The organism is Paenibacillus sp. J5C2022, from assembly GCF_025567625.1.
Classification (GTDB): domain Bacteria; phylum Bacillota; class Bacilli; order Paenibacillales; family Paenibacillaceae; genus Pristimantibacillus.
In genome coordinates, this window is sequence record NZ_JAOQJC010000008.1 from 20881 (window position 1) to 45960 (window position 25080).

Here is a 25080-nt window from a genome sequence, read left to right on the forward strand (position 1 = left end):
TCGACGACCCTATTGAACCAAAAAAGCCGCCCAACTTCTGTGAACAGAAGTTGGGCGGCAATCCATTAGAGCCGTAACTGATTCAAGCTAAAGAACATTATTTCCAACCTATGCCTCCACCGTCACGCCCCGCTCCTCGAAGATACGAATGACGACGCCGAGCGCGCCGAGCGACTTCGGGAATCCGGCGTAAGGCAAGCAATGCATGACCGCTTCCACGATCTCATTCGGCGTCAGTCCCGCGTTCAGCGCGGCATGAATATGGAAGTCCATCTGATCCACCGCTCCTTGCGTCACCAGGGACGAGATCGTAATGAGCGAGCGCTGCTTCAGATCGAGACCCGGCCGCGAATACAGTGAGCCGAACGGGAATTCCACGACCAGACGCGCCATATCCGGGCTGAACTTGGCGACGCGCTCCACCGTTCCCTTCATCACATCCGGACCTACCATCTTGTGCAGCATCTCCATGCCTCTCTCATAAGCTTTCGAATCCATTGCCTGTCCCGCCTTTCCTCTGTTTCTCTGCTCTATGAATTATGTCTGCCATCCTTCTTAACCATCTATTCCATCTATCCCGCTATTATTCTATCAAAATACCGCTATAATGCCTGTCCGCCTTCCAGTCCACTACAAAAGCTTATTCCAGGCTGAGCAATCTGGTCAAAATCGGCGGAATCTCCTGCGGATCGACCATCACTTCCACGACCGTCGCGCGGCCGCTGGCCATTCCCGCCTGAACCGCTTCTGCAATCGAGGCGGTATTCCGGCAGCAGTATACATCTGCGCCCATCGACGCCGCGAACCCGCACACGTCAAGAGGCCGCTCATATACCGCGCCAACCGCGCGCCCCGTATTGTAGGACATCCCCTTCTCCACCATGTCCAGACGGCCGTTGTTCAGCACGAAGAAGATGACGCCAGCGCCATGATTGACCGCCGTCGAGATCTCCGTACCGTGCATAAGCATACAGCCGTCGCCTGTAATGCAGACGACCGTGCGGTCCGGACGTGCCAGCTTGGCGCCGATGGAATAGCCGATCGCCGCTCCCATGGCGATGAATACTTCGTCGAAGTAGAACGTTCCCGCCTCCACGATGTCCAGATGCTGCACCGCATAGAAGGAATGGCTGCCCGCATCGCCGAACAGCAGGGCGTCATCCGGCAGCGCGGCGCGCAGCGCCTTGAACGTGTCGCGAGCGGACAGATATGTATGATCTCCAGCGTCCGGCTGGAATGGCGCCAATGGCAGAGGCCGGTAGTCTTCTTCCCGCCTTCTCGCGCCCGCCAGGGCGATGACGCCTTGCAGATTCCGCTTCATATCGCCGAGGACGATCTCCGTCGGCGCCTGAACGGACTTCCCGGCGAAGGTCAGGGCATATTCGAATTGCAGCATGCGCTCCGGCTCCATCTCCTCCGTGAAGCCCGACAGCGACATATCGCACAGCTTGCTGCCGACGACGACCATCAGGTCGATGCCCGACTTCATGTAGTCCATCGCCTGCTTCGTGCCGCCCAGGCCGTAGCCGCCCAGATAGAGCGGATGCGTCGTCGGGAAGGCCGCCTTGCCGCCAGGCGCGGTCACGACCGGAATCCGCCAGTGCTCGGCCAGCACCTGCACTTCCTCCAGCGCGTCCGCCATCATCGCTCCCTTGCCCAGGAAGAGCACGGGGCGCTTCGCCTGCTCCAGCATGTCGGCCGCCCGCTCCAGATGATCCGATACGAGCGTGCCCGCGTAATCAGGAAGAGGAATATGGAAGTCCGCGATCTCCTCCATCAGCACATCGAACGGAATGCACAGGTGGACGGGACCCTTCTCCCCGGCGTACGCCTTCTCGATCGCATGCCGAAGATAGAGCGGCAGCAGATCGCCGCGTTCGATGCGGGCGCTGAACAGCGTGACCGGCTCGAACATCTTCACCAGATCCGTACCGAACTGGCTGGAATCCTGGCTGAGCGCCCGTCCGGTATCCTGCATCGACGGCTGTCCGGTAATGAACAGCACCGGCAGCTGGAACTCGCGCGCTTGTCCGGCCGCCGTGATCAGATTCGTGCCGCCCGGCCCCGATGTGCCTATCGCCACGCCGAGCGTGCCCGAGCCGAGCGCATAGCCGGATGCCTCATAGCCGCAGCCCGTCTCATGACGGCCTAGCACATATTGAATCTCCTGGCTGTCCAGCTCCAGCATGAGTGGCGAGATGGACTTGCCCGGAATGCCGAATACGTGCTTCACTCCCCAGCTCTTCAGATGATCTACGATAATGGAGTACACTCTTTTCTTCATCATTGCTCCTCCGCCCACATATTATTTTCCCCCGTTACTGCCCAGCATCGGCGCCAATTCATCGGCAGGCATAGGGCGATAATAATAGTAGCCCTGCACCTCCCGGCACCTGAGTCGCTTCAGATAATTCAGCTGATCTTCCGTCTCCACGCCCTCGGCGATGACGTCAATGCCGAGGTTGTAAGCCATGGCGACGATTGTCGCAACAATATCAGCGTCGATGGAGTCTGTCATAATATCCCGTACGAAGGATTGATCGATCTTCAACCTGTCGATAGAGAAGAGCTTCATATAGTAGAGATTGCTGTAGCCTGTGCCGAAATCGTCGATGCAGATGCCGATGCCCAGCTTCTTCAGCTCACCCAGCACCTCAATGGCGAAGTCCACATCCATCGTCATGGATTCCGTAATCTCCAGCTCCAGCAGCTGCGGCTCCAGGCCTGTCTCCAGCAGGATCTGCTGCAGATTGTCCACCAGATCCCGCTTGAGGAACTGCCTGGTGGACAGATTGACGGATATCTTGATCGGCTTGTAGCCCGCGTCAATCCATGCCTGATTCTGCCTGCATGCCGTACGGAGCACCCACTCTCCGATGGCGACGATAAGGCCCGTCTCTTCGGCGATAGGAATGAACTTGCCGGGGGGAACGAGTCCGAGCGTCGGATGGTTCCAGCGCAGCAGCGCTTCGACACCGATCATCTCGCCCGTCTCCACATCAATCTGCGGCTGATAGTACAAGACGAATTCGTTATTGTGCAGCGCCCGGCGCATAGAGTTCTCCAGCGTCAACTGCTCCATGCCCATACTCGTCTTCTCCGCCTTGAACAGCGCATAATTGTTCTTCCCGGAATCCTTCGCCAGATACATGGCCATATCGGCATGCTTCATCAGCGTCTCCGCATCCAGCCCGTCCTGCGGGTAGAGGGCAATCCCGATACTGGCCGTTATAAAGAACTCATACTCCTCGACTTCGAACGGGACGTCGAAGACGTCCATCACATCTTTCGCGACCTGAATAGCCTCCTCCTGATTAGTGATATCCCTGAGCAGAATTGTAAACTCATCGCCCCCCATTCTCGACACAATATGCTTGGACGCTCTCGTACATTCTCTGAGCCGATCCGCTACATGCTTCAGCAGCGTATCGCCGTTGTTGTGGCCCAAGTTATCGTTAATCTTCTTGAAGCTGTCCAGATCAAGGAACATGACGGCGAACAGGCTGTTGCCGTGCCTGGACGATTCCAGCAGCTTGCCCAGATGCTGTGTGAAGTATCTCCGGTTAGGCAGTCCCGTCAGGTCGTCATGATAGGCCAGATAATTAATCTGCTTCTCGACCTTGGAGCGCTCCGTAATATCGCGGAATTGGGCGAAAGCCCCCATAATGCCCCCATTCTCATCATAGATGGGGAACGCGTCGAACAGGCAGACCAGCTTCTCGTCTTGTCCCTTCGGCTTGATGTTCAGCTCCATATCCTCATAGACCATGCCGTTGTGCAGCACCTCGCCGATATATTGGCTTACCTTCAGCTCCACGATAGACTTGTTCAGCACGTCCTGCTTCTTCAGATCGGTAATATATTCTGCGAACTCGTTATATTCGGTAATGTTGCCGTCGCGATCGGTAATAATGATGCCGTTCCTCGTCGTCTCGATGACGACCTGATTCAGGATGTGGAGCCGCTTGTTCTGCTTCTTCAGCAGCAGCTCCCGCTCGATGGAATCCACGACCGTGCACAGCATCGCCAGCAGGAACGGATTATGCTGATCGATCGTCGTCATGATCGTAATGGTCCCCAGCAAGTCGCTTACGTCCGTATATTGGAACGGGACAGAGTAGCAGGCGCTATTTTCCAGAAAATGATAGAAGTGATCTCCTCCGATGAGCTGAATCGGCAGTCGATGCTCTAGTGCCAAATTAATGCTGTTGGTTCCAGCTTCTTCCTCGAAGAATTGCAGACCTTCCCTAATGCCGGATTGGGTAACAATATTCTTGATCGCCTCATCGCCGGCCATCTCCAGAATACAGCCCTTCTCATCGGAAATCAGAATAAGCAGCGGCAGCCCCTTCATCAATTCTAGCATCTTGTTCACGAAGAAATGAATGACGGACAGAATCTCGTCGTAATCTTCCCTCTTGCGCTCCAGTTCCTCGTTCGTCAAGACGCTTGAGAAGTCCGGTACCGTACGCGGATTTATGCCTAACCTGTTGCATCTTTCTTTCGAATTCTGTATCAGTATCTCGATATTCATCCTGCGCCTCATTTCCGACTTTCGCAATATGGTGGAATTCCCCAAGCGGTGTCAGTGATAATCACGCAATCGCCCGTCATGAACCGAAAAAAGCCAGCGAGCAGACTATCCTCTGTAGTCGTTCTGGCTGACGTTATGAATAACCGCTTTCACATTGTCTATTCTACTTCACTAAAGTACAACGATCAACAAGAATATGCATGATTTAGGCGATTATACGCACATTTTCGTCGCTTTCATCACCTTATGACGAACCGCGGACAAGATAGCTGGCGATTATGGATAAATTACGCTGTATTGGATCAAGCTATGCAGGATGGGAACGGCTCGTTCCCGCAATTATATTGGAAGCAGTCGAAAGGAGAAGCTCATGAAGCAAGTACGGGAATTGATGTCGGAAGATTGCAAAACGGTGACGCTTCAGGACAACATCTATGAAGCGGCCGTCATCATGGCCGAGAACGATATCGGCTTCGTGCCTGTCGTCGATCAAGGCAACGGAAGCCAGCTGATCGGAGCTGTTACCGACCGTGACCTGGTCGTGCGCGGCTATGCGCAGAAGCGCTCCGGCTCTTCGGCGATCAGCGAGGTAATGAGCGACCAGCTCATATCCACATCGCCGGATACCGATGCGGAGGAGGCTGCGGCGATTATGGCACAGCATCAGATCCGCCGTCTGCCGGTCGTGGAGAACGGCCATCTCGTCGGCGTCATCGCACTGGGCGATCTGGCGCTGGGCAATACGACGGAACAGGATGCGGGACAAGCGCTGAGCGAGATATCCGAGCATCACGATCAGCAGCATTTGCACTGAGGGCATTCATCCCACTTGATCTTGCCCGGATTGCCGTCTACGCACCAGCATGAAGAAGAGGCCTGCCGCCTATGCCGCAGGTCTCTTCTTCCATGTGACGTCTCCCTTGCAGACCCTTCTATGCCTTCCAGGCCGCTTGTGCTAACATAGATATATCGACATTATCATTCACCATTCGACACGCGCACCACCCATTCACACACAATGAGGACACAGACGATGGATACTCAACTTGCCGTATATCTCACGCTTGTAACCGCCTCCGGATCGATTAACTTCCTGCTGGGCTTGTACGCCTATGCGAAGCGTCATGAGCTTGTAGCGGCCCGCACCCTTGTCGCGATCACGATCCTGCAAGGCATCTACATCTTCGCCTTCGCATTCGAGCTGTCCGGGGATACGCTGGACGTCATCAAGCGCTGGATTACAGTCGAATATATCGGCATTGCCTATACACCGGTAGTCGGCCTGCTGCTGGTGCTGCAATATACGAGCCGGATGCTCCCCCGGGCAGCCCTGTACTCGCTATTCCTCATTCCCACCGTCACCCTGCTGCTTGTCGCGTCGAACGATTGGCACCATATCTTCTACAAGTCCGTCTACTTCCGGCCCGGCACCTCCACGCCGCTTGTCGATGTACAGTATGGCTACTGGTATATCGTGCACGGCGCTTACACCTTCAGCTGCCTGCTCGTCGGCATCGTCTTGCTGCTGAAGCAATGGCGGGGGACGAAGAGAACGTATAAGGGACAGCTTGTCGCGCTGCTCGGCGGACAGCTCATCCCGATCGTGACGACCTTCTTGTATGTCATCGGCAAGAGCCCTTACGGGATGGATCTTGTTCCGTTCGTATTATCGTTGACGACAGCGCTATATATATGGGCGATGCGTTCCAGCGGACTTATGACGATCTCCCCTATTGCGAAGGAGCATATCGTCGAGAGCATGCGCGAGGGCGTCATCGTCCTGGATCTGAAGGGCCGGCTGATCGACTACAACGCAGCGGTGCGCGCGATGTTCCCCGGCCAGTGGCAGATTGCGATCGGCAAGCCGATGGCCGGGCTGTGGCAGGAGCTCATCGGCATGAAGGCCCCCTTGCCGGGAACGCTGTCGGACACTTCGAACGATATGCAGGAGATGACGCGGCTGGATGCACGCACGGGGGATTGCCATTACTATCAAGTTCGCTTCTCCGGTATTCGCAATCGCAGCGGCAACTCTGTCGGGAAGCTGCTCATGTTCATCGACATTACGGAGCTGAAGCAGCTGCAGGAGAAGCTGAGGGTGCAGGCCTATTACGACGGACTGACCGGCATCTTCAATCGCACGCAATTCATCCTCCACGCCAGAGAGCTGCTGGAGAAGCATGGGGGGCGCGGGATGGCGGCTTCCGTCGTACTGTTCGATATCGACCGCTTCAAGGAAGTGAACGATACGTATGGACACGAGACCGGCGATCGTGTCATTCAGCATGTCGTCACGGTGTGCCAGCGCTTCGTCACCGGCGACAGTATGCTGGCACGCTACGGCGGCGAGGAATTCGTGCTGCTCTTGCCGGGGATGGCGCTTCGCGAAGCGGCTGACTATGCGGAGCAGCTGCGGGCGGCTCTGTCAGCGGAGCCATTCCAGGCGCCGGACGGTCTCCGCAGCGTCACGGCCAGCTTCGGAGTGGCGGCGCTCAGTCCGGACTGCGATACGATCGAGCAGCTGCTGCGCCATGCCGACGCCGCATTATATGAAGCCAAGCGTGCGGGGCGGAATAAGGTTAGCGAGGGGCGTCAACCTTGATGTCGCCTACCTTCACGCTGGCGTGCAGCTGCTTGTCGCCATTCCCGATCTTGCCTACCTTCTCGCTGCCCGTCTTCACTTCATAGTCCACATTCCGCAGACTGGTATCCGCCTGTCCAAGTTCGCTTCGCAGGTCCAGCTCGGCGTTATCCGGCTCTTCCTTCAGGCCGATGCGGATGCTGCCCACTTCCGCACTGGCGTTCAGCTTCTTCGGGAAGTCGGCATTCTCGACCGATATCTCCCCCATACGGGATGTCAGCTCCATATCGGCCGATACATTCTGAAGATTGATCTCGCCTACATCCACATCGATGAGCAGGCTGCCGGACTGCACATCAGTCGCTATAATCTGCCCGATCTTGTTCCGGATGCTCAGCTCCTCGTACAGCTTATCGGGCAGCGACAGCTTCAGCTTCCGCTCGCCGAACACCTTATCCTTGCCCAGAAGATTGCTGCTGCGCTCATCCACCTTCACTTCCAGCACATCCGCTTGCACGGATGCTTCCATGCTGATATCCTTCGTAATTCCTTTGTCCACGATCAGCTCCACCTCGGCTTCGTCGCCGCTGCCGCGGCTCACCTCGATCACCATGGCTTCCGCCGTGACGGATACGCTCTTGAACTGGCCGGAAGGGAATGATTCCTTGCCGACCGTCACGAGCTCGCCCGATCCCGAGCCTTCTCCCATGACCTTCGCTTCTACACCGCCCGCTGCACCCGTCAGCGTCTCTCCGCATCCCGCCAGCATAAGAGCCAGCAGCGATGCCGCCGCCATCATGCTGATTCGACTAGCTTTACTGCGTTTCATCATATCTCGAACTCTCCCTGTCTATCCGTTATGTATCTCTCTATGTCTTATAGCTGCTGCCCCTGTTGCCTGGCACTTCTTCATTATAGGGGGAGATGAAAGCAAGCAGAACAGACCCGCGTCCAATGCTGTGCCCGGACTTTGGTCGGGGCATTCACACATGTTGTATGCGAGACAATCTAAATCGAGGTCTGACCAGTTAGAGCAGAGAGGTGTACACGCGCAAGAGAAAAGCCTCACACACCGCGGAATACGGCACATGAGGCTCGATAAGCAATGATGAGGATAGGATACGGCTAGGTGTAGCGTGAAATCACGTCGTCAAGCAGGTTGGCCACGAACTCGGGGCCGTTATGCACATCGCTCTCGCTGATCACGATACGGACGAAGCTCTCGTCCATATCCATCGCTTCCGCGAACATGCCGAACAGATTCGACGCGCGGCGATCGATCTGCAGCAGCAGCTCCACCTCCGTGATACGGTTGCGCAGGAAGACCAGCTCCACCTCGTCGAGGCGTCCGGCGTAAGGGCCGCCGTACGGTACCCATTCGAACTCCTGGACATAAGGGGAGGTGTCGCCGAGCTTAGGCGCATAGAGCGTCTCCGCTTCGCGAATGCGGAAGCCGAGGCGTTCGAACGCTTGCAGCACCATATTCATCGCGTGAGTCGGTACGACCTCGATATGATCGTTGTCCGTCGGGTCCACGGCCGAGCGGATGTCTGCAGCCGTGTGCAGCCATACCGGCGTTCTGCCGATCGACAGCGGCGTATTCGGCGGCAGGATGAAGGAGAATGGAAGCTCCTTATTCTCATTGGGCTGAATCGTTACCGGGGGTGTGACGCGCGCTTTGGCGAGCACGACATTGTGCTTCATCTTCGTATCGTTAACTTCCTTGATGTAATAAGTCATGACAGACACATCGATGCCTTCGATCTGCTGTTCTACCGAACCGCCCTGAATGCGGACGATACCGCGTATCTCTTCTCCGGGTGCGTAAGCCGACTTCTCCGTCAGCGTATCTATCTTCGCCGCACCAATTCCGACACTTGCCATCATCCGATTGAAAAAAGACATAGACGACTCTCCTTCTTCTCCATGAGTGAATGGTTCATACCTTCAGCATTCTGACAGCATTCTTGCAGTATGGACAACACTAGCACGAAGCAATTGCTGGCCTGCCGCTGCCAATCTCTATAATCTCTGCTCTATAGCGTCATACCCCCTCATCATACCAAAAAGCCCGCCGTATTGGCGAGCTTTAATCATGGTGAGTGATCTATCCAATTGCGAGTACCCGACTACTGCAAAGCGCTGGCAAGCGCACTGATTGCGTCCTTCCGCGCTTGCGCCTTGGCGCTCTCGTACTGGGCGGCCCAGCCCGGCATCTGCTCTTCGCTTAGGCCCGCCTGCGAATAAGCGGCCTTGGCTTCGTTCAGCAGCGTCGTGAAGCTGCTGTCGCAATTCGCTTCCGCCGCGAATACCTTCACCAGAAACTTCTTCTGGATCGTATCCAGCGTGGCATCGGGGTCTTCCGTCAGCTCCGCCGCAATCTCCTGCACCAAGCTGTCGCTTGTTGCCTTGCAGGATGCGCTCAGCTGCTCCATCTTCGTCGTAATGGCGGCATCGATCTCGCGCTTCGCCTTCTCTTGCTCCTCGGCAGAGGGTTGCTCAGTCGGCTTGGGTGTCGGCGTCGTTCCGGGTGATATCCCGCCTCCGGAGCCGTCTGAGGGAGATGGCGTCGCTTCCGGCTTGGCGGTAACGTCTGTACCGCCACCAGATGTGCCGGGCTTCTCCGTAGCCGTCCCGCCGTCCCCGGATGTGCCGGGCTTGGCCGTAGCGCCCGTACGATCGTCGACTGGCTGCTGGCTCTCTCCCGGCTGGCTGGAGACACCTTCGCCATCATTCCCGCTGCCATCGGAGCCATTGTCCGGAGTATTATCGCCCGAACCGGCGTCAGTGGAGCCGTCCCCGTCGCCATTATCGGTCCCGTCTTCCGGCTTGGAGGTAGCCTCCACTCCCCCGTTCTCCTCAGCAATCGTCGACTTCAAATCCCTCACTTCATTCAGCTTGTTGTACAGCCTCACTCCTCCGAAGACAACAAGCCCTACAATCAGGAGAGAGGCGATTGTGATTAGTAGTTTTTTGTTCAATATTAGTTGCTCCTTAATATTCTTCTCATACAACCTATGCTAAAAGTACTGGAAAGTTCTACGCTGGTAGCTCCCCCTTGTTAAGGTATTACGGGTACAGTAAAGAGATAAATAATTGCTCGAGTGAAACAAGTACTGACCTAGCCAAGTTCACATCGCTTAATTTATCCGACTCAAAGCTGACTGAAAACATTTCTACAAGGGACTGCTGGAGCAATTCGGGGTTCAATTCTAAATTGTATGATGAAAACACCAAACACCAGTTAGTTTAATGCTAATTTATCACTATTACCGAAACTTTTCCTTCTGGCTCCAACGATTTTGGATAGGTAAGAGCACAGTCTCCGAAAACGTGTTCAACTGCCTAACGTGTCAATTCGCTCTTACGCATCATTATCCCATGCAAAGCGCTCCGCTACCAAACTTCGCGTTGCTTGGTTCATCCTCCCTGTTTCTTTTCCATCTAGCGCAGCAGCATCCAATTGCTAATCTTTAGATGACTAGGGTAGTCGACAGCGAATATATCAAAAATTTGCGAGTATCTATGTTGTTGACTAAAACCGAGTAAATAACTCCGGGTTTAGTGGATTATCCCAACAATGTCCTGTGTCGAAACTGACTATTCCAACTTTAGATAATCTATACACTAAAACTTTCGCTGCTGGTCCTGCAGAAATAAGGATTGCAGTATTGTCATTATTTAAGTTAAATTTTTTTAGGGTATTCATTATTTGTTTTTCATATTTGTCAATTAAGGAATACGAATTACTCGGCTTCACCTCTACAAAATAAGTTTTAATTCCATACTTCTTCTCGAAATTTTCTGCATGCTTAATATTATTATGAACGAATATACAATTTTCTTTTAAATTCCATAGCTTTTTGTATTTATCTTCAAGCCCTATACCAAAGATAAAAGCATCAATGTAGATTGAATTATGATTAAAATATCTCTTAAATAACTCTCTTGTTCTCATCCATAATCTAGCTCTTTTATTTTTAATTGATTCCCAACCTGACATTTTTAAAAATTTAACTGGTAAACCGATTATATATGCTGATTCTTCTTCATAATCTACGATAAACTCTAGCATCTCTTTTCGTAAATTCTCACTAAACTCTTGATATACAATATTATAACCTTCAAATAAATCAGTTTCGCCATCACCCCATCTTATAATCGATTTTCTTTTTTCTAATACGTGTTCAATCGTTTCTTCTATATCCATATAATTTATCTTTGGCATTCTGTAAGTATATATTAATCGATTTAGGAATCGGGGGATTCTATATACAAAATTTATACGATTATTCATATTGCTGGTCACCTTTTCATTGTCTATTGATTTAATTTTGAAACTCATTTATCATTTTTAAAATATCTTTTCTTTTGAAAACTAAAATCAATAATACTATTATTATTAGAATTACTCTCAAGAAGGTATACTCATATGAGAACTGAACAATAACGCTAAAGATCACGACAATTACAATAAGCGAATTGATAATTACATCATTAAAATATCTATTTTCACTAATTCTTTTTAGGTTATATCTATGAAAACAAAGCATAATAAAAAAACTAACTAAAGTTGTATAGGCCGCCGCAACAAAACCATACTCGGGAATTAAAATTAAATTCAATATTAAATTAATTATCGCCCCTAGAATTGTAATAATGCTAATTTTTAAATTACTATTCAGGTACATTTCTATATTGGAATAGATCATTATTAATATTGATAAGTATACTCCTGCAATCACGGGAGGTATTGCATAAACACCTATTGCATATGTGCTAGGACCTAAAATAGACATTATTTCTGGTCCTAATAACATAAGTGACAAACTTGCTAAAGCTAGGACAATAATAGAGTATGAAACGACTTTTTTTATTTTGACCAAATCATTCTTTTCTACTTTTCTATATAACCAAGGCACAAATACTCCACTCGTTGCCCCCCATAACAATGAGATTAGAGAAGATAGTGTATATGCTACTGAATATACTGCGGTTTCCGCTGTTCCCCAATAATTTGCAATCATAATTCTGTCAATTTGATTCAAAACGTGATTGGACAAATAATGTGGCAATAGTGGAAAGCAAAATAGTACAGCAAATTTCCAGTACGTTATCCTGAAGATAACTTTACCACGCCCTACTAATTCAATTGCAAAAATAATCGAAACAATATATCCTGGTAATGCACTATAAAAAATTTTAACTAGAGCTAAATTTTCATTCGCATTAACTATCGCAACATATGTTACTATTTGCGAGATAATTGTTAGAGCGAGGCTAACACCAACCACCATTTTATAATCATAGTCAAACTTTTTCTTAAGAGTCCAAAACCCCAAAACTGCATTTAAGAATAAACCGGCGAACATTATGTAAAATAAGTCATTAGATAGACCAGTGAATTTTACAAAAAAGTCCTCACCTATCTTAAAAATAATAAGTCCGATAATAACAAGCACTGCGGTTAGACCAATCATAGATGAAATAAATGTATCGCGATTATCTTTAAATTTAACCATACCTTTGTGAAATGCATTTGCTGCAATTGATAATGTTATTATTACACTAAATACACCACTCCAAGTATTATATAACGATACTATTCCGTAATCAGTCGGGGACATTAATCTTGTATAAAGGGGGGTAGTTAGCATGCTTACGCCTTTATTCAAAAATGATGCTATTACAAACCAAAATGAAGCTTGTAATGGGGCTGATATTTTTTTAAGCCTTTGCAAACTATCCTCTTCTTTCTATATCACTGTTAATTACATTTTTGTACCTCTCCCTGGCAAATATTAGAATCCACGACCAAGAGATAAGATATCCGAACGTTACAAAAATCTTTTTGTATGTTTTATTCAACGATTTAATTACTTCTGGATATTTCTTCCTAGATAAAATAGCACATCTAGAAATATTAATAAAGTGAAATAGAACTTTTTTTGGGTTGTATAGAAAAGCCTCAATATTATCATTAATGTAATATTGAGACATATAATACCAACTTGTACTTCTTTGCTTTGAATGCATATTCCCTGTGCTCAAACTATCAGGTAGATCTTGGTGGTATACTCTAAATATATCATTGACGCAATATTGATCATAATTTTTGTGAATCGCTTGCCATACTATACTTTCTACCACAAATTTGGTATCGTCAAATTCTGGAAAAGGATATTGCACAAGAATATCTGTTTTTCTACATGTAGATTTTTCCCCAGCTGCTCTTACGATTGTTCTTTTCTTCTTATTCCCTAGCAATTTATTTATATTATTTGGGTAAGGTCTCCCTACAATTTTCTTAGTCTTAGAATCAATACACCTTCCCGATATATCTGAATATCGTTCATACTCTTCTTTAGGAATCTCTTTCCATATTTCTCCCATTCTCCATAAAACTCCTGGAGCCATTTCATCATCAGAGTCCATTATGATTACATACGTACTATTCAATAAATTATATGCGTAATTCAGGGCTGTATGTTTTCCTCCGTTTTCTTTGTAATAATATCTTATTTTAAACGGGGCTTTCTCCATAATCTCTCTAATTACTATTTCAGTATTATCTTTAGAACCATCATCAATAATTAGCCACTCAAAATCTCTATAATTTTGCAATAATATACTCTCATATAATCTTTCAAGAGTATTAGCTCTATTATAGGTTGCTGTAAGAATGGTGAACATAAAGCTTCTTTCTGTATCCATACATTCCCCTGCCTTTTTATAATTAACAACTTACTATAGTATTTTTTTGTATATATGACCAATTCTTCTATATAGTTTTTTGTAATTTTCTTTTATTTTAAACTCTGTTTCAAATATCACTTTTGACTTAAAATTCATAGGTTTATCACAAGTATGTTTAATTTTTTCATCAAATGATACATTATACTGTTTACTTAATTTTGAAATTGAAGCAATCCAAATGAAAATTTCATCTAATGGTACAACATAATTCCCACTATATCTAGGGTATACATTGAATAGAATCTTTAATTTCTCCATATTAAATACTTTTAGTTTGTCCACTTCGTTCGAGAAAACTAGTTTTTCTATTTCCTCTCTTAAATCCTTTCGAATCCATAAATGATATTCATGAAAGTTCTTTGCTAATTGATCAGGATTTTTATTCTTTGTCCCATATGTAATTCCTGTTCTAGACCACGGAATTAAAAGGAGTTCTGGTGCTATGCGCTTTAGAATATTTTCATATAATTTATCTCCCCTTAGTTGATGATTTAGCGATAGAACATATGAATAGACATCTGGTGAAGTAAATAATTGATGGAGTGGTATTTTGTCTTCGATATAATTTAGGCAAACTTGCAATTTATTCCTCATGTAAAATGCTTGATAATCTAATTCGATATAATCTTCCCATCTTTCTTTTCTATAAAAGTACTCTCTTATATCCTCTTTTGCAAAAGCCTTTGTTTGTTGAAATACATTGTCATTCATAATATTGTAATGGTTATGTTGACTAATTTGTGATAAATCTTTAAGTTTTGAAACATGTTTTCCTGAGTATTCTGCTCTTCCCATGCTATCACCATAACTTGCGGCAATTATTCCGTCAATTCCTTCCAACTTCCTTACCCCATCCATGTTATGAAAATGGATCGGTGAAACCATTGCGCCTGTATCTACAGAATATTGAATGTTTTTAAATAATAGTTCTGCATTAATAGGAAGTCTCAAATTTTCCCATCCATAAGTTTTACATATACGTTTTGAATATTCAACATCTCTGCAACCATCAACTCCCCAAGTAATACCTACAATACTACCACAATAGTCTCCAATTTTTACTAACTTGTTTAACATTGCAGCACATACTCTACTATCCATTCCTCCGGAAAGTAAAATACCAATTATTTTTTTGTGAGCAGTAAAATCCCTTAATTCATTTAGTGTTTTTTCTATTATTCTATTTGTAGGATCCTCATTATCATCTATTATAGTTTTATTAATAGAAGCATGATGCCAACCTCTTATTTCACTAGGTTTAGATAACCAAGGAACTCTGTATACTCCCTTAATCATGGTTCTGTCACCTAATACCCAACCATAATTAATGTACTCCATAATTGATACTGCATCAATTTCATTATTATAATTATCATTATAGGAATTAACTATCTTATTATGAAGGGTCATCCCTCCCTCGCTTCTCCTATAACTTGGATAATTTGCACCTAGAAAATCATACCTTTCGAACATAGTCTTTCCCTCCAACTTATAAAATCTCTATAAAGTCATTACTTTATTTTGTTAATTCATCTATTACTGCCATAAAAACAAATACGGCACTATTCCACCTAGATTTTTTTCCAAATTAACGTACAATAGCAAGGGGGTAGTTAGTATCACAAAATAAATAGAAATAATTCTAAGCATTTTATTATTTATACTAGATAAAGCATTTGGAATCAATAAAATTTGAAAAATACTAAAATATAATCCAACACGGCTAAAAAGTGAAAAATTCAGCGCGAGTAGTTGACATATTATAGAGAAAACCGCAAGGTAGTAAAGAGTATTATCATTTTTATCTTTTTCTACCACCTGTTTTTTTAAAAGTATAGCCGCAATGAATATTACTATATAAATTAACAAGAGCAATTGCCCTTCACCAGATAGTGCTCGCTCTAAACGAGTGCTATATTTAGTGTTCTGAAATAAAAAATTTAAGATATCACTTCCAAACACGTAAACTATAGGCATGCTTATGAATGAAAATACTATTGTCTTATTGCTTATTTTTTTATCAATGATTAAATACATAATAAAAAAAATAGCGGCTGTCTGATGTATAAAAAAAGCTATTATTACTATGAAAACAAATTTATATCTTGTATCCTTTGACAAAAAATTATAACTATACATGATAAGCGCCATAGCTAAACCTTGTCTAATCATGGAAAAAAAACTAGTATAAAAGCCTAAACTAATTAATAGGTAATAACTTAACCAAATAATTTTAGAGTTCTTATCAATACTCTTTTTAATTAGATATAATGTAAGAAGTGACATAACAGAAATATACCAAAAACTACTTAAGCTTACGTATGATAGCAATTTATTGATGTATGAATAACCAATTTCAAATGTTGTAACACTTAATAGTGATTTATAATCTAAAAAATCAATATTTTTCACATTATAAAAGATATCAAGATATTTTTGAGTATCATACGAGATATATGGAGATCTGAACGCCATAAAAATGAATAACTGCGAAAATAAAATCCAAGATATAATTTGGTTTCTACGGACATGATCATTTATTCCATAACCAAAGAAACTCCAGAATGGAACTAGGACTAAATTAAATAAGTATAGAGCCATCTTTTACTCATTCCTTATTGTTTTGTTATTCTTTAAAACAATATTTATTATATTATATATGCTTTCCTTAAAAACAGTTGTACTGAACTTATTGGCTCTTTTTAATAGGACTTCTTTATCGAATTTTATGTTGTTTGATAATACTTCATTTATGGATCTTGCTAGTATATTATGTTCTTTACTTATATTTTTATAATTAAAATCCACAGTATTGCTTAATACCGGCACTAATACTCCAAAGTCTACTTGTTCTGCAGCATCCAAAATACTTAAACTATTAAAGTTAACATGTAGTATCTCTCTTGGTCCGGACTTACAATCTGTTGATATTAGAGGAATATTGCAGGACATAGCCTCAATTAGAGCATTAGGAAACCCCTCATGTACTGAAGGTAGTACAAATACATCACATTTTGAAAGAATTTTATACGGATTATTCTGATAACCCACAAAAATAATATCTTCTGCAAACCCACTTTCGGCTGCCATCTTCTTAATTTCAGTTTCTAATTCACCTTGATCTCCAATAAAAACCAAGCCAATATCTGAATTTTTTTGCTTCAACAAGGATAAGGCTTTTAATAAGTGCCATTGCCCTTTATCTTTTTTAAACGAACCAAGAGTACATATAGTTCTATGACTTCTTAGAAACTCATATAGTTCATCAGATACCGGATGATCTTTTAAATCTTTAATTTTTTCGATATTTAATGGGTTATACAAAGTAAAGACTTTTTCTTTGCTCAAGCTGTTTTGTTCTAAAAACTCTTGACTCATCGTTTCTGATGGAAATATAATTCCATCTAATTTTTTCAACATCTTTGCATACATTTTATTTGATTCTTTAAACTCAGTATATCCCCTACAAGAAATTATCTTCTTCCCTAAGTTACTAGAAAGGTAGTTTACAATATTGGCACTCCTCAAGAAACTAATTACTAAGTCTAACTTAAGCTCTTTTTTCATTTTATTAAGTCTGTATACCCTTTTAAATACATTGCTTATCTTTCCTAATTTAGTTATATTGGAGGGACAATCAAGATTTATTAGTTGCCCTTCATAATCATAGCTAATTCTCTCACCATCGAATAAGATAACGTAGACTTCATTGTCCTCAGAAAAGATATAGGATAACTGGGCCAATACTCTTTCAGCCCCTCCATGAAGTAAATTAGGAATTAGTAATCCAATTTTCCTTTTCATTAAAACACCATCACAATCTAATGAATTGTTATATAAAATTGAGCTTTAAACTAAATTGAAATTACTTGATTTAAAAAACTCAACATATTATTGATCTTATATAGTCTATATTCAAGATAAATTCTCCTTATACCACTCAGTTGCTGCTACAATTCCTCTCTCAAAACTCCAATCAGGATTATACCCTAGCAATGCTTTAGCTTTACTAATATCAGCATTACTATGTTTAATATCACCTTTACGATCAGGCCCAAAATTTGGTTGAATATCTTTTCCTAATGCATTCATTAACTGTATATAGATATCGATTAAAGACTCTCTTCCACCAAAAGCAATATTATAAGCTTGTCCTGCTGCTTCATGCGATGCATTACAAGCCTTTAAGTTTGCTTCTATAACATTCTCAATATAAGTAAAGTCTCTACTCTGATTCCCATCGCCATTAATCGTTGGGACCTCATTATTTAGCAATTGCTTTATAAATTTTGGAATAACCGCTGCATAGGCACCATTCGGATTTTGTCTTCTACCAAATACATTAAAATAACGCATTCCATAAGTATCAAGCCCATACATTTTTGTGTAGAGTTTCGCATATTCTTCATTTACTTTTTTGGTTAGAGCATAAGGTGATAATACATTCCCCTCTCTTCCTTCCTTTTTCGGAAGATTAGGCTCATCACCATAAACTGATGAACTTGAAGCATAAACAAATTTCTTCACATTGTTTTGCTTCGCTGCCTCCATCATATTTAAGGTCCCTTTTATATTTACTTCTTCATAAAACAATGGCATCTCAAAACTTCTTGGAACACTGCCCCATGCTGCCTGATTCAAAACATAATCGACACCCTCACACGCCTTCATACAGGTGTCAAGATTACGAATATCTCCCTCAATAAATTCATAATTGGGAATATCTAAAAAGTCTTGTACATTCTCTTTTTTCCCAGTTGAGAAATTGTCCAGCCCTCTAACTTGATAACCTAATTTGAGTATTGCTTCTACCAAATTTGACCCAATAAAACCTGCCGATCCAGTCACTAAGAATTTTGACCCCTCTGGAAACTTTAAATATTCATATCCCATCTTTTTATAGCCTCCAATACACAAATCCATTATCTTCCGCTTCTTTTTTATCAAATAACCCTTTGAGATCCATCAATACACAATCATTCCTATTATCGGAATATAACTTAAACTCGGATGTAGTGGCTACTTCATTCATAACTTCTGGGATTGCATTTTTATTTGGTCCAAACATCATTCTCACATCTTCAAATTGTATAGTTTTAAACTCTTTGTGTGGAACTGCAAAGATTACTGCATCCATTTCTTTTATATCTTCTATTTCAGAGAGATTAATTCTGTATTCACTCCATAGATCTCTTTTATTCGCTGTAGGGTCGACTACTTTGACGTCTACTCCATACTCCTCTAATTCTCTTATTAAATCTACTACTTTTGTATTTCTAACATCCGGACAGTTCTCTTTAAATGTAACACCAAATATAGCCACCTTGGCACCATTAATTTGCTTATTTGCTTTAATCATTTTTTTTACTGCACTTTCAGCAATATATTTCCCCATATCATCATTTATTTTTCTTCCTGAAAGAATTATTTGAGAATGGTAGCCCATTTGCTCTGCTCTATATGTTAGGTAGTAAGGATCAACCCCTATACAGTGACCACCTACCAGACCTGGAGAAAAGTTAAGAAAGTTCCATTTCGTCCGAGCAGCTTCTAATACTTCCTTTGTATCAATGCCCAATTTATTGAATATTATAGAAAGTTCATTCATAAAAGCAATATTAATATCACGTTGAGAATTCTCTATAACCTTTGCAGCCTCGGCCACTTTAATACTTGCTGCTTTATAAACACCAGCTTCAACAACTAATTCATATACTTTCGATATAACATCTAATGTTTCTTCATCTTGGCCTGCTACAACCTTAATAATAGTCTCTAGTCTATGAACTTTATCTCCAGGATTAATTCTTTCTGGTGAATAACCAACTTTAAAATCCACACCACATTTAAGGCTGGATTCTTTTTCCAATATCGGAATACAAATATCCTCCGTTACTCCTGGATAAACAGTTGATTCAAAGACAACTACTGAGCCTTTTGTTAAGTTTCTACCTAAAGTACAGCTTGCGGATTCTAACGGTGATAAATTAGGTGTATGATCATCTTTTACAGGTGTAGGTACTGCCACGATATGAAATTTCGCCTCTCTAAGTCTCGTCTCATCTGAAGTGAAATCAACAGTTGTGCTTTTAATCCCTTCATTTCCCACTTCATTTGTTGGATCAATACCGTTTTTATAAAGTTCAATTTTTTGTTTATTTACATCAAAACCAACTACATCTACTTTCTTAGCAAATGCAACCGCGATTGGCATACCCACATAACCTAGTCCTACAAGCGATATCTTCTCTTTTTTTTTTACTATGTCCTTATATAAATTCATATATTAACCCCCTAGATAATTTCATCATTTTCAATTACATCTAACATAATTCTTATTATATTTTCTGGTTTGAAATTTTCAGCTTTTAAAATACAATTTGTCTTCATCTGTAAGATTACTTCAGGACTTCCATAAATTTCTTCAAGTTTAATTTTCAAATCACTTACGTTACCAAACTCGTATGTCAATCCGTCTACCCCATCATTAATTACATCTGAGTAAGAATCCCATCGGGATGCTAATACAGGAACACCTGAGCAAAATGAGTCTAGGATTGAACCTGGAAATCCTTCAGTTCTATATCTAGTGGGAAATATTTGCATAAAATAATTTTTAAGGATATTTCCGACATTATTTGTATCTGCTACGCCTTTATACATTATATAGCTAGGAAAATTTCCCCTTATTCTATCAAACTCTTCTTTGTATTCATTATCAACTGGACCATATATATCTAAATGATACTTTTCCTTTTCTTTATTAATTTCTTTAATCACGGATATTAAATCTCCAATCCCTTTTTGTGAAGTAACTCTAGAAATAAAGCATATCTTCAAGGGTTTGGTAATATTAGGATCTAACTCTTCTTTTTTTAGAATTTCTATTGCTTTAAAGTTGGGAAAAACATAAACATTTTTGATTCCTTTTTTGTTAAGTTCATTCTTTAGATAGTTTGTTTGTACGAAGACTCCATCTAATCTTTTTAAAATTCCCACAAAATACTTGTTCTGATTTAAAAAGTTCGGTAACCAACCGCCGATTACATTATAATAAACCTTTGTTTTTAAAACTGTTTTAAATAGCACAGCAATTGGAACTATGAATTTAACTGCATTAGCATCAGGAAATAAAATTAATGCGTTACTCTGTTTTTCTAGATTTATGAAATTTATAAGCGTTTTTAACGGTTGTTTTCTCCATTGATGATAGCTCATCTGAATCACTGAACTTTGTTTTGAATGTTCAATAATAGCTTGTGTTACATTAATTGATCGTATAGTTTGACCATTTGGAACAGTCGTTGCATCACCATAATAGGCGCACGTTCCTATTTTTAATGGACTCATAATTCTCCTCCATAAGATTCATAAATTATCAAGATATCATCTTCTTTTTATTAATAACATTAAACAATCAGTGGGAGAAGAAAGCAATGATTTAAACCCATATTTTAAGAAAATAAACAGACGTTTCCGCCTTAACTCAACGAACGCTAAAACAGCATAATGCCTCATCTTAATATATCTTTTATCATACGATGATAATACATCAAAATATTTTTTTTTATGCTCATACAGATCATTTTCTCCTGAAATTTTACTCTCTCCGCTTGACAATCCTTCATACTTTGTGTGAACATATGCTTTAACATCACACACTGGGAGATAGCTGAATTTTCCACCACCCTCAATGGCTTTCTGCATTAGATAGAACTCATCACCTATATTTATGTGCGGAAATCCTCCAATTATCTTCAAATATTGCTTTTTAAACATCATTACATCAGTTCCTGTCATATGATACTTAAGATGATATTTAAACAGATGATCTTCAGAGAAAAATTTAAGATATTTTCTATAACGTTTCTCAAGCAATTTATCCGCTTCATTATACAAGTATATATCGGTTATAGAGTAATCTGATTTACTTTCTATCATGTGCATAACTTGATTTTTCACTTTATCAGGCAAGTATATATCGTCATCATCAAGAAATGTAATGTACTCTCCACTTGCTTTACTTATTCCGATATTTCTAGTCATTGCAGAGCCTTTGTTTTCTTCATTTTTTATATAAATTAATTCAAAGTCTAGTAGTGGCCTCACTTTTTGAATAATCTTCACTACTTCCCTGTTCCAGTTATCATTTGCATTATCATCAACTACAATAACTTCTATTTCAGCATATGATTGGTCAACTAAGGATAACATGGCTTTTTTTAATGTTTCTTTTCTTCTGAATGTTGAAATAATCACGCTCACAATAGGGTTTGGTATATTATTTGTTTTATCCGATCCAATTACATAATGCTGTTCTTCAATGGTTTCATTCATGCTATTTTATCTCCTATACGTTACCGATAATTATCTTTTTCTATTGGCAAATGAAGTCAAGACATTATTATAACTTTCTTAGGCTTAAAGATAAGGCCACGATTAGTATAAAGATAACAACATAAGAACATTAACGCCCACCATTTTGAGAATATAAGATTCACCTGTACATAAAAGCTGAAGTCTGATAAGCCACAGATTGAATAATTGTAGCACTACAGATTTCGTACAATCCCGTATAGTTGTACATAGTTATGAGAAAGACTTCTTATTACTTAATGCTGTGGTATAAACGAAACTGTTATCCAGTTTACCAAGGCTAAGTTATAACGAGACTACTGATTTATAACAACAACAAGATACATCCAATCTTGTCGTAAACGAATGTACCCTACCCAACAACCAAATATATGATTAGACCGCACGATGGTCAAGCCTCGAAGCAAATATAGGTAGATGCGATGCATTATATTTTTTGTTGCGATTGCACAGAAGTGGGGCAGGTTAGATAAACAAGCCCCAACTCACACATTACACTTGTACCGTTTAGTAGTGAATGTTGTCAGTTCAGTTTCGTTCTCATTCTCGAGATGCTTTTTAAGGTCATCTATAAACAATTGGCACAAGTTCTGTATGACTTCGGTTCTTCACTCATAATTGTCTTAATTCATTAGTCAGTCCATTATATTTGATACTGTAGCTTCCTTTCTTGAAGCCCTAGTTCCACCCTCAACAATACCTTCTCTTTTTAAAACACTAACAAGAGTGAAAAGGAAACACCTAAAATCCATCCTTACTCCAAGCTTCTCCACATACTCCCCATCCAACTTTGCTTTAACTTTAACAGGAAGTTCATCTCGTCCATTAATTTGTGCCCAACCAGTCAGGCCTGGATAAATATCATTGGCACCATATTTGTCACGCTCTTCAATTAAGTCGTATTGGTTCCAGAGGGCTGGACGTGGTCCAATAATACTCATTTCACCTTTTAAAATATTGATAATTTGAGGCAATTCATCAAGACTTGACTTTCGCAGGAACTGACCTAATCTTGTGATAAATGCTGTAGGATTTTGCAGCATGTGTGTAGGAGTATCTTTAGGCGCATCAGTACGCATAGTTCGGAATTTTAAAATATAGAAATGCTTTTTATTTTTTCCCACTCGTTTTTGTTTAAAGAATACTGGACCTTTAGAATCAAATTTTATTAAGAGTGCTATAATCATCATAATTGGAGATAGGACCACGATTGCTACAAATGATAATAAAATATCAACTATAAACTTAACACCCTTGTAAAACTTCATGTTATCACCTACATGTTAGTTTTTTGATTCAACTACACCTCTTAGGTACTCCATCAGTTCATCTCTCAAATCGTCACGCTGAAGGGCAAATTCCAGCTGTGTTTTAATAAACCCTATCTTCTCACCAACGTCATATCTTGTTCCTTCAAATTCATAAGCGTAAACCGCTTCAGTGTTGTTCAATTGAGCTATCGCATCAGTGAGTTGAATTTCCCCGCCTGCGCCTGGTTTTTGTTTTTCTAAGATGTCGAAGATTGAAGGACTAAGAATGTATCTACCTAAAATAGCTACGTTCGATGGAGCATCTTCCTGGCTGGGCTTTTCGACTAAATTCTTAACGTTATATAACCGATCATGAATAGCTTGGCCATCAACGATACCATATCGTGATACTTCATCTTCCTCCACACTCTGAACGCCAATGATGGACGATTTGTACCGATCATATTGCTCAATCATCTGCTTCAAGCAAGGCTTTTCGGCTTGCACAATATCATCGCCCAACAATACAGCGAACGGTTCATTCCCAATAAACTTCCGGGCACACCATATCGCGTGCCCCAGCCCCTTCGCTTCCTTTTGTCTTATATAATGTATATCGACCATCTTGGAGGACTTCTGAACTTCGTTCAGCAGATCAATTTTTCCCTTTTCCAGCAAATTTTGCTCCAACTCGAAAGAGTTATCGAAGTGATCTTCGATTGCACGTTTGCCCTTACCAGTCACGATAATGATATCCTCTATGCCGGACTCAACGGCTTCTTCTACAATGTATTGAATGGTCGGCTTATCTACGATCGGGAGCATTTCCTTCGGCATCGCCTTCGTTGCGGGAAGGAATCTGGTTCCAAGCCCCGCAGCAGGAATAATGGCTTTTCTGACCTTCATTTCTCGTCCTCCATCCTGTTTTTCTTCACTTACCTTATTAAAACTATTTATCTTTTGATACCTCTTCATAACTCTTTCCTTGGCTCAATCCATACTTCTTGGCGATTTCGATTAAATCATCGTATTGTTCAGGAGAGAGCTTCTCTAAAATCAAGTTCCTTGCCTCTTTCTTCTCTTCCTTCGACAACCCGCCACTAGCCAGCTCCTGAAGAGCCTTCAGATCATCCATGCTTAGCTCTTTCAGAAAGACAGCCGTCAACTTCGCCTTCTCATTGACGGTGATTTTCTCCTGCACATCCTTCGCCTTATCCGTGCTGATCTCAGGATTGTATTTGTCCTCTTCTCCGTTATTGGAAGAGGATGGATTCCCATCAGCATCTGTTGCTGAATCTTTGTCATTGTTTAGAATTTGTTCAGGATCATCTGGTAATGTTTGTTTGTCATCTGATGGTTGTTGGGATGTAGTGCCATTATTTTCGGAAGAATCGTTCGGATTAGCATTATCTGCTATTAATTCTTCCCCTAAACTGTCCGATAATGAAGCAAGAAGCCTATCCACAGCGTAATTCGCTGCGAATAGACCGCCTATACCGAGAAGGATGACGATGGATGCTGTCCATAGGATAATCTTTTTCCACTTAGTCTTACGCATTGTAATGGCCTCCATATGCTCAGAT

At 42.3% G+C, this 25080-nt stretch carries 21 protein-coding genes; 2 read left to right on the forward strand and 19 right to left on the reverse strand.

Annotated features, from left to right (window positions below):
* Positions 1–108: 108 nt before the first annotated feature.
* The 3 genes from M6D81_RS08470 to M6D81_RS08480 form a co-directional block, all read right to left on the reverse strand.
* Positions 109–498 (reverse strand): carboxymuconolactone decarboxylase family protein, encoded by a 390-nt coding sequence (locus M6D81_RS08470; protein ID WP_262676430.1) that lies wholly within the window; start codon positions 496–498, stop codon positions 109–111.
* A 142-nt stretch (positions 499–640) separates the two neighbouring features.
* The gene (locus M6D81_RS08475) at positions 641–2284 is read right to left on the reverse strand and encodes a thiamine pyrophosphate-binding protein (RefSeq protein ID WP_262676545.1); all 1644 of its coding nucleotides are present in this window, start codon (positions 2282–2284) and stop codon (positions 641–643) included.
* A 21-nt stretch (positions 2285–2305) separates the two neighbouring features.
* Complete coding sequence (locus tag M6D81_RS08480; RefSeq protein WP_262676431.1) at positions 2306–4534, reverse strand: EAL domain-containing protein; 2229 nt, start codon at positions 4532–4534, stop codon at positions 2306–2308.
* Positions 4535–4904: 370 nt separating this feature from the next.
* On the opposite strand from M6D81_RS08480, the gene M6D81_RS08485 reads away from it, so the two are divergent.
* Entirely contained in the window at positions 4905–5348 is a 444-nt protein-coding gene (locus M6D81_RS08485) for a CBS domain-containing protein (RefSeq protein WP_262676432.1), read from the forward strand.
* A gap of 219 nt (positions 5349–5567) precedes the next feature.
* Complete coding sequence (locus tag M6D81_RS08490) at positions 5568–7136, forward strand: histidine kinase N-terminal 7TM domain-containing diguanylate cyclase (RefSeq protein ID WP_262676433.1); 1569 nt, start codon at positions 5568–5570, stop codon at positions 7134–7136.
* Here the strand turns inward: M6D81_RS08490 and M6D81_RS08495 are convergent.
* From M6D81_RS08495 to M6D81_RS08570, 16 genes are all read right to left on the reverse strand, one after another.
* The gene (locus M6D81_RS08495; RefSeq protein WP_262676434.1) at positions 7114–7947 is read right to left on the reverse strand and encodes a DUF4097 domain-containing protein; all 834 of its coding nucleotides are present in this window, start codon (positions 7945–7947) and stop codon (positions 7114–7116) included. The genes M6D81_RS08490 and M6D81_RS08495 overlap by 23 nt on opposite strands.
* 293 nt (positions 7948–8240) lie before the next feature.
* On the reverse strand, positions 8241–9020 hold the full coding sequence (locus tag M6D81_RS08500) for a sporulation protein (protein ID WP_262676435.1): 780 nt from the start codon (positions 9018–9020) through the stop codon (positions 8241–8243).
* A gap of 224 nt (positions 9021–9244) precedes the next feature.
* Complete coding sequence (locus M6D81_RS08505; RefSeq protein ID WP_262676436.1) at positions 9245–10096, reverse strand: hypothetical protein; 852 nt, start codon at positions 10094–10096, stop codon at positions 9245–9247.
* A gap of 554 nt (positions 10097–10650) precedes the next feature.
* Positions 10651–11325 carry a GT-D fold domain-containing glycosyltransferase gene (locus M6D81_RS08510; RefSeq protein ID WP_262676437.1) on the reverse strand — a complete coding sequence of 225 codons (675 nt, stop codon included), beginning with the start codon at positions 11323–11325 and terminating at the stop codon, positions 10651–10653.
* A gap of 118 nt (positions 11326–11443) precedes the next feature.
* Complete coding sequence (locus M6D81_RS08515; protein ID WP_262676438.1) at positions 11444–12856, reverse strand: lipopolysaccharide biosynthesis protein; 1413 nt, start codon at positions 12854–12856, stop codon at positions 11444–11446.
* A gap of 1 nt (position 12857) precedes the next feature.
* Entirely contained in the window at positions 12858–13829 is a 972-nt protein-coding gene (locus M6D81_RS08520; protein WP_262676439.1) for a glycosyltransferase family 2 protein, read from the reverse strand.
* Between the two features lie 33 nt (positions 13830–13862).
* Positions 13863–15344 carry an asparagine synthetase B family protein gene (locus M6D81_RS08525; protein ID WP_262676440.1) on the reverse strand — a complete coding sequence of 494 codons (1482 nt, stop codon included), beginning with the start codon at positions 15342–15344 and terminating at the stop codon, positions 13863–13865.
* Positions 15345–15407: 63 nt separating this feature from the next.
* Positions 15408–16472, reverse strand: coding sequence for an EpsG family protein (locus tag M6D81_RS08530; protein WP_262676441.1), 1065 nt, complete (start codon positions 16470–16472; stop codon positions 15408–15410).
* A 3-nt stretch (positions 16473–16475) separates the two neighbouring features.
* Entirely contained in the window at positions 16476–17675 is a 1200-nt protein-coding gene (locus M6D81_RS08535) for a glycosyltransferase (RefSeq protein ID WP_262676442.1), read from the reverse strand.
* 111 nt (positions 17676–17786) lie between these two features.
* Positions 17787–18764, reverse strand: a complete 978-nt coding sequence (locus tag M6D81_RS08540) for an SDR family oxidoreductase (RefSeq protein ID WP_317259107.1) — start codon at positions 18762–18764, stop codon at positions 17787–17789.
* 4 nt (positions 18765–18768) lie between these two features.
* Positions 18769–20154 (reverse strand): nucleotide sugar dehydrogenase, encoded by a 1386-nt coding sequence (locus M6D81_RS08545; RefSeq protein WP_262676443.1) that lies wholly within the window; start codon positions 20152–20154, stop codon positions 18769–18771.
* Positions 20155–20165: 11 nt separating this feature from the next.
* On the reverse strand, positions 20166–21221 hold the full coding sequence (locus M6D81_RS08550) for a glycosyltransferase (protein WP_262676444.1): 1056 nt from the start codon (positions 21219–21221) through the stop codon (positions 20166–20168).
* A gap of 36 nt (positions 21222–21257) precedes the next feature.
* Complete coding sequence (locus tag M6D81_RS08555; protein WP_262676445.1) at positions 21258–22208, reverse strand: glycosyltransferase family 2 protein; 951 nt, start codon at positions 22206–22208, stop codon at positions 21258–21260.
* 674 nt (positions 22209–22882) lie between these two features.
* Positions 22883–23515, reverse strand: a complete 633-nt coding sequence (locus tag M6D81_RS08560) for a sugar transferase (RefSeq protein ID WP_262676446.1) — start codon at positions 23513–23515, stop codon at positions 22883–22885.
* A gap of 15 nt (positions 23516–23530) precedes the next feature.
* Positions 23531–24403, reverse strand: a complete 873-nt coding sequence (gene galU, locus M6D81_RS08565) for a UTP--glucose-1-phosphate uridylyltransferase GalU (RefSeq protein ID WP_262676447.1) — start codon at positions 24401–24403, stop codon at positions 23531–23533.
* 43 nt (positions 24404–24446) lie between these two features.
* A complete protein-coding gene (locus tag M6D81_RS08570; protein ID WP_262676448.1) occupies positions 24447–25055 on the reverse strand; it encodes a hypothetical protein in 609 nt (202 codons plus the stop codon).
* Between the last annotated feature and the right edge of the window lie 25 nt (positions 25056–25080).

Coding starts and splice junctions, on each gene's coding strand:
- M6D81_RS08470 (WP_262676430.1), bottom strand. CDS start 498: ATGGATTCGAAAGCTTATGAGAGAGGCATGGAGATGCTGCACAAGATG.
- M6D81_RS08475 (WP_262676545.1), bottom strand. CDS start 2,284: ATGAAGAAAAGAGTGTACTCCATTATCGTAGATCATCTGAAGAGCTGG.
- M6D81_RS08480 (WP_262676431.1), bottom strand. CDS start 4,534: ATGAATATCGAGATACTGATACAGAATTCGAAAGAAAGATGCAACAGG.
- M6D81_RS08485 (WP_262676432.1), top strand. CDS start 4,905: ATGAAGCAAGTACGGGAATTGATGTCGGAAGATTGCAAAACGGTGACG.
- M6D81_RS08490 (WP_262676433.1), top strand. CDS start 5,568: ATGGATACTCAACTTGCCGTATATCTCACGCTTGTAACCGCCTCCGGA.
- M6D81_RS08495 (WP_262676434.1), bottom strand. CDS start 7,947: ATGATGAAACGCAGTAAAGCTAGTCGAATCAGCATGATGGCGGCGGCA.
- M6D81_RS08500 (WP_262676435.1), bottom strand. CDS start 9,020: ATGTCTTTTTTCAATCGGATGATGGCAAGTGTCGGAATTGGTGCGGCG.
- M6D81_RS08510 (WP_262676437.1), bottom strand. CDS start 11,325: ATGGATATAGAAGAAACGATTGAACACGTATTAGAAAAAAGAAAATCG.
- M6D81_RS08520 (WP_262676439.1), bottom strand. CDS start 13,829: ATGGATACAGAAAGAAGCTTTATGTTCACCATTCTTACAGCAACCTAT.
- M6D81_RS08525 (WP_262676440.1), bottom strand. CDS start 15,344: ATGTTCGAAAGGTATGATTTTCTAGGTGCAAATTATCCAAGTTATAGG.
- M6D81_RS08530 (WP_262676441.1), bottom strand. CDS start 16,472: ATGGCTCTATACTTATTTAATTTAGTCCTAGTTCCATTCTGGAGTTTC.
- M6D81_RS08535 (WP_262676442.1), bottom strand. CDS start 17,675: ATGAAAAGGAAAATTGGATTACTAATTCCTAATTTACTTCATGGAGGG.
- M6D81_RS08540 (WP_317259107.1), bottom strand. CDS start 18,764: ATGGGATATGAATATTTAAAGTTTCCAGAGGGGTCAAAATTCTTAGTG.
- M6D81_RS08545 (WP_262676443.1), bottom strand. CDS start 20,154: ATGAATTTATATAAGGACATAGTAAAAAAAAAAGAGAAGATATCGCTT.
- M6D81_RS08550 (WP_262676444.1), bottom strand. CDS start 21,221: ATGAGTCCATTAAAAATAGGAACGTGCGCCTATTATGGTGATGCAACG.
- M6D81_RS08555 (WP_262676445.1), bottom strand. CDS start 22,208: ATGAATGAAACCATTGAAGAACAGCATTATGTAATTGGATCGGATAAA.
- M6D81_RS08560 (WP_262676446.1), bottom strand. CDS start 23,515: ATGAAGTTTTACAAGGGTGTTAAGTTTATAGTTGATATTTTATTATCA.
- galU (WP_262676447.1), bottom strand. CDS start 24,403: ATGAAGGTCAGAAAAGCCATTATTCCTGCTGCGGGGCTTGGAACCAGA.
- M6D81_RS08570 (WP_262676448.1), bottom strand. CDS start 25,055: ATGCGTAAGACTAAGTGGAAAAAGATTATCCTATGGACAGCATCCATC.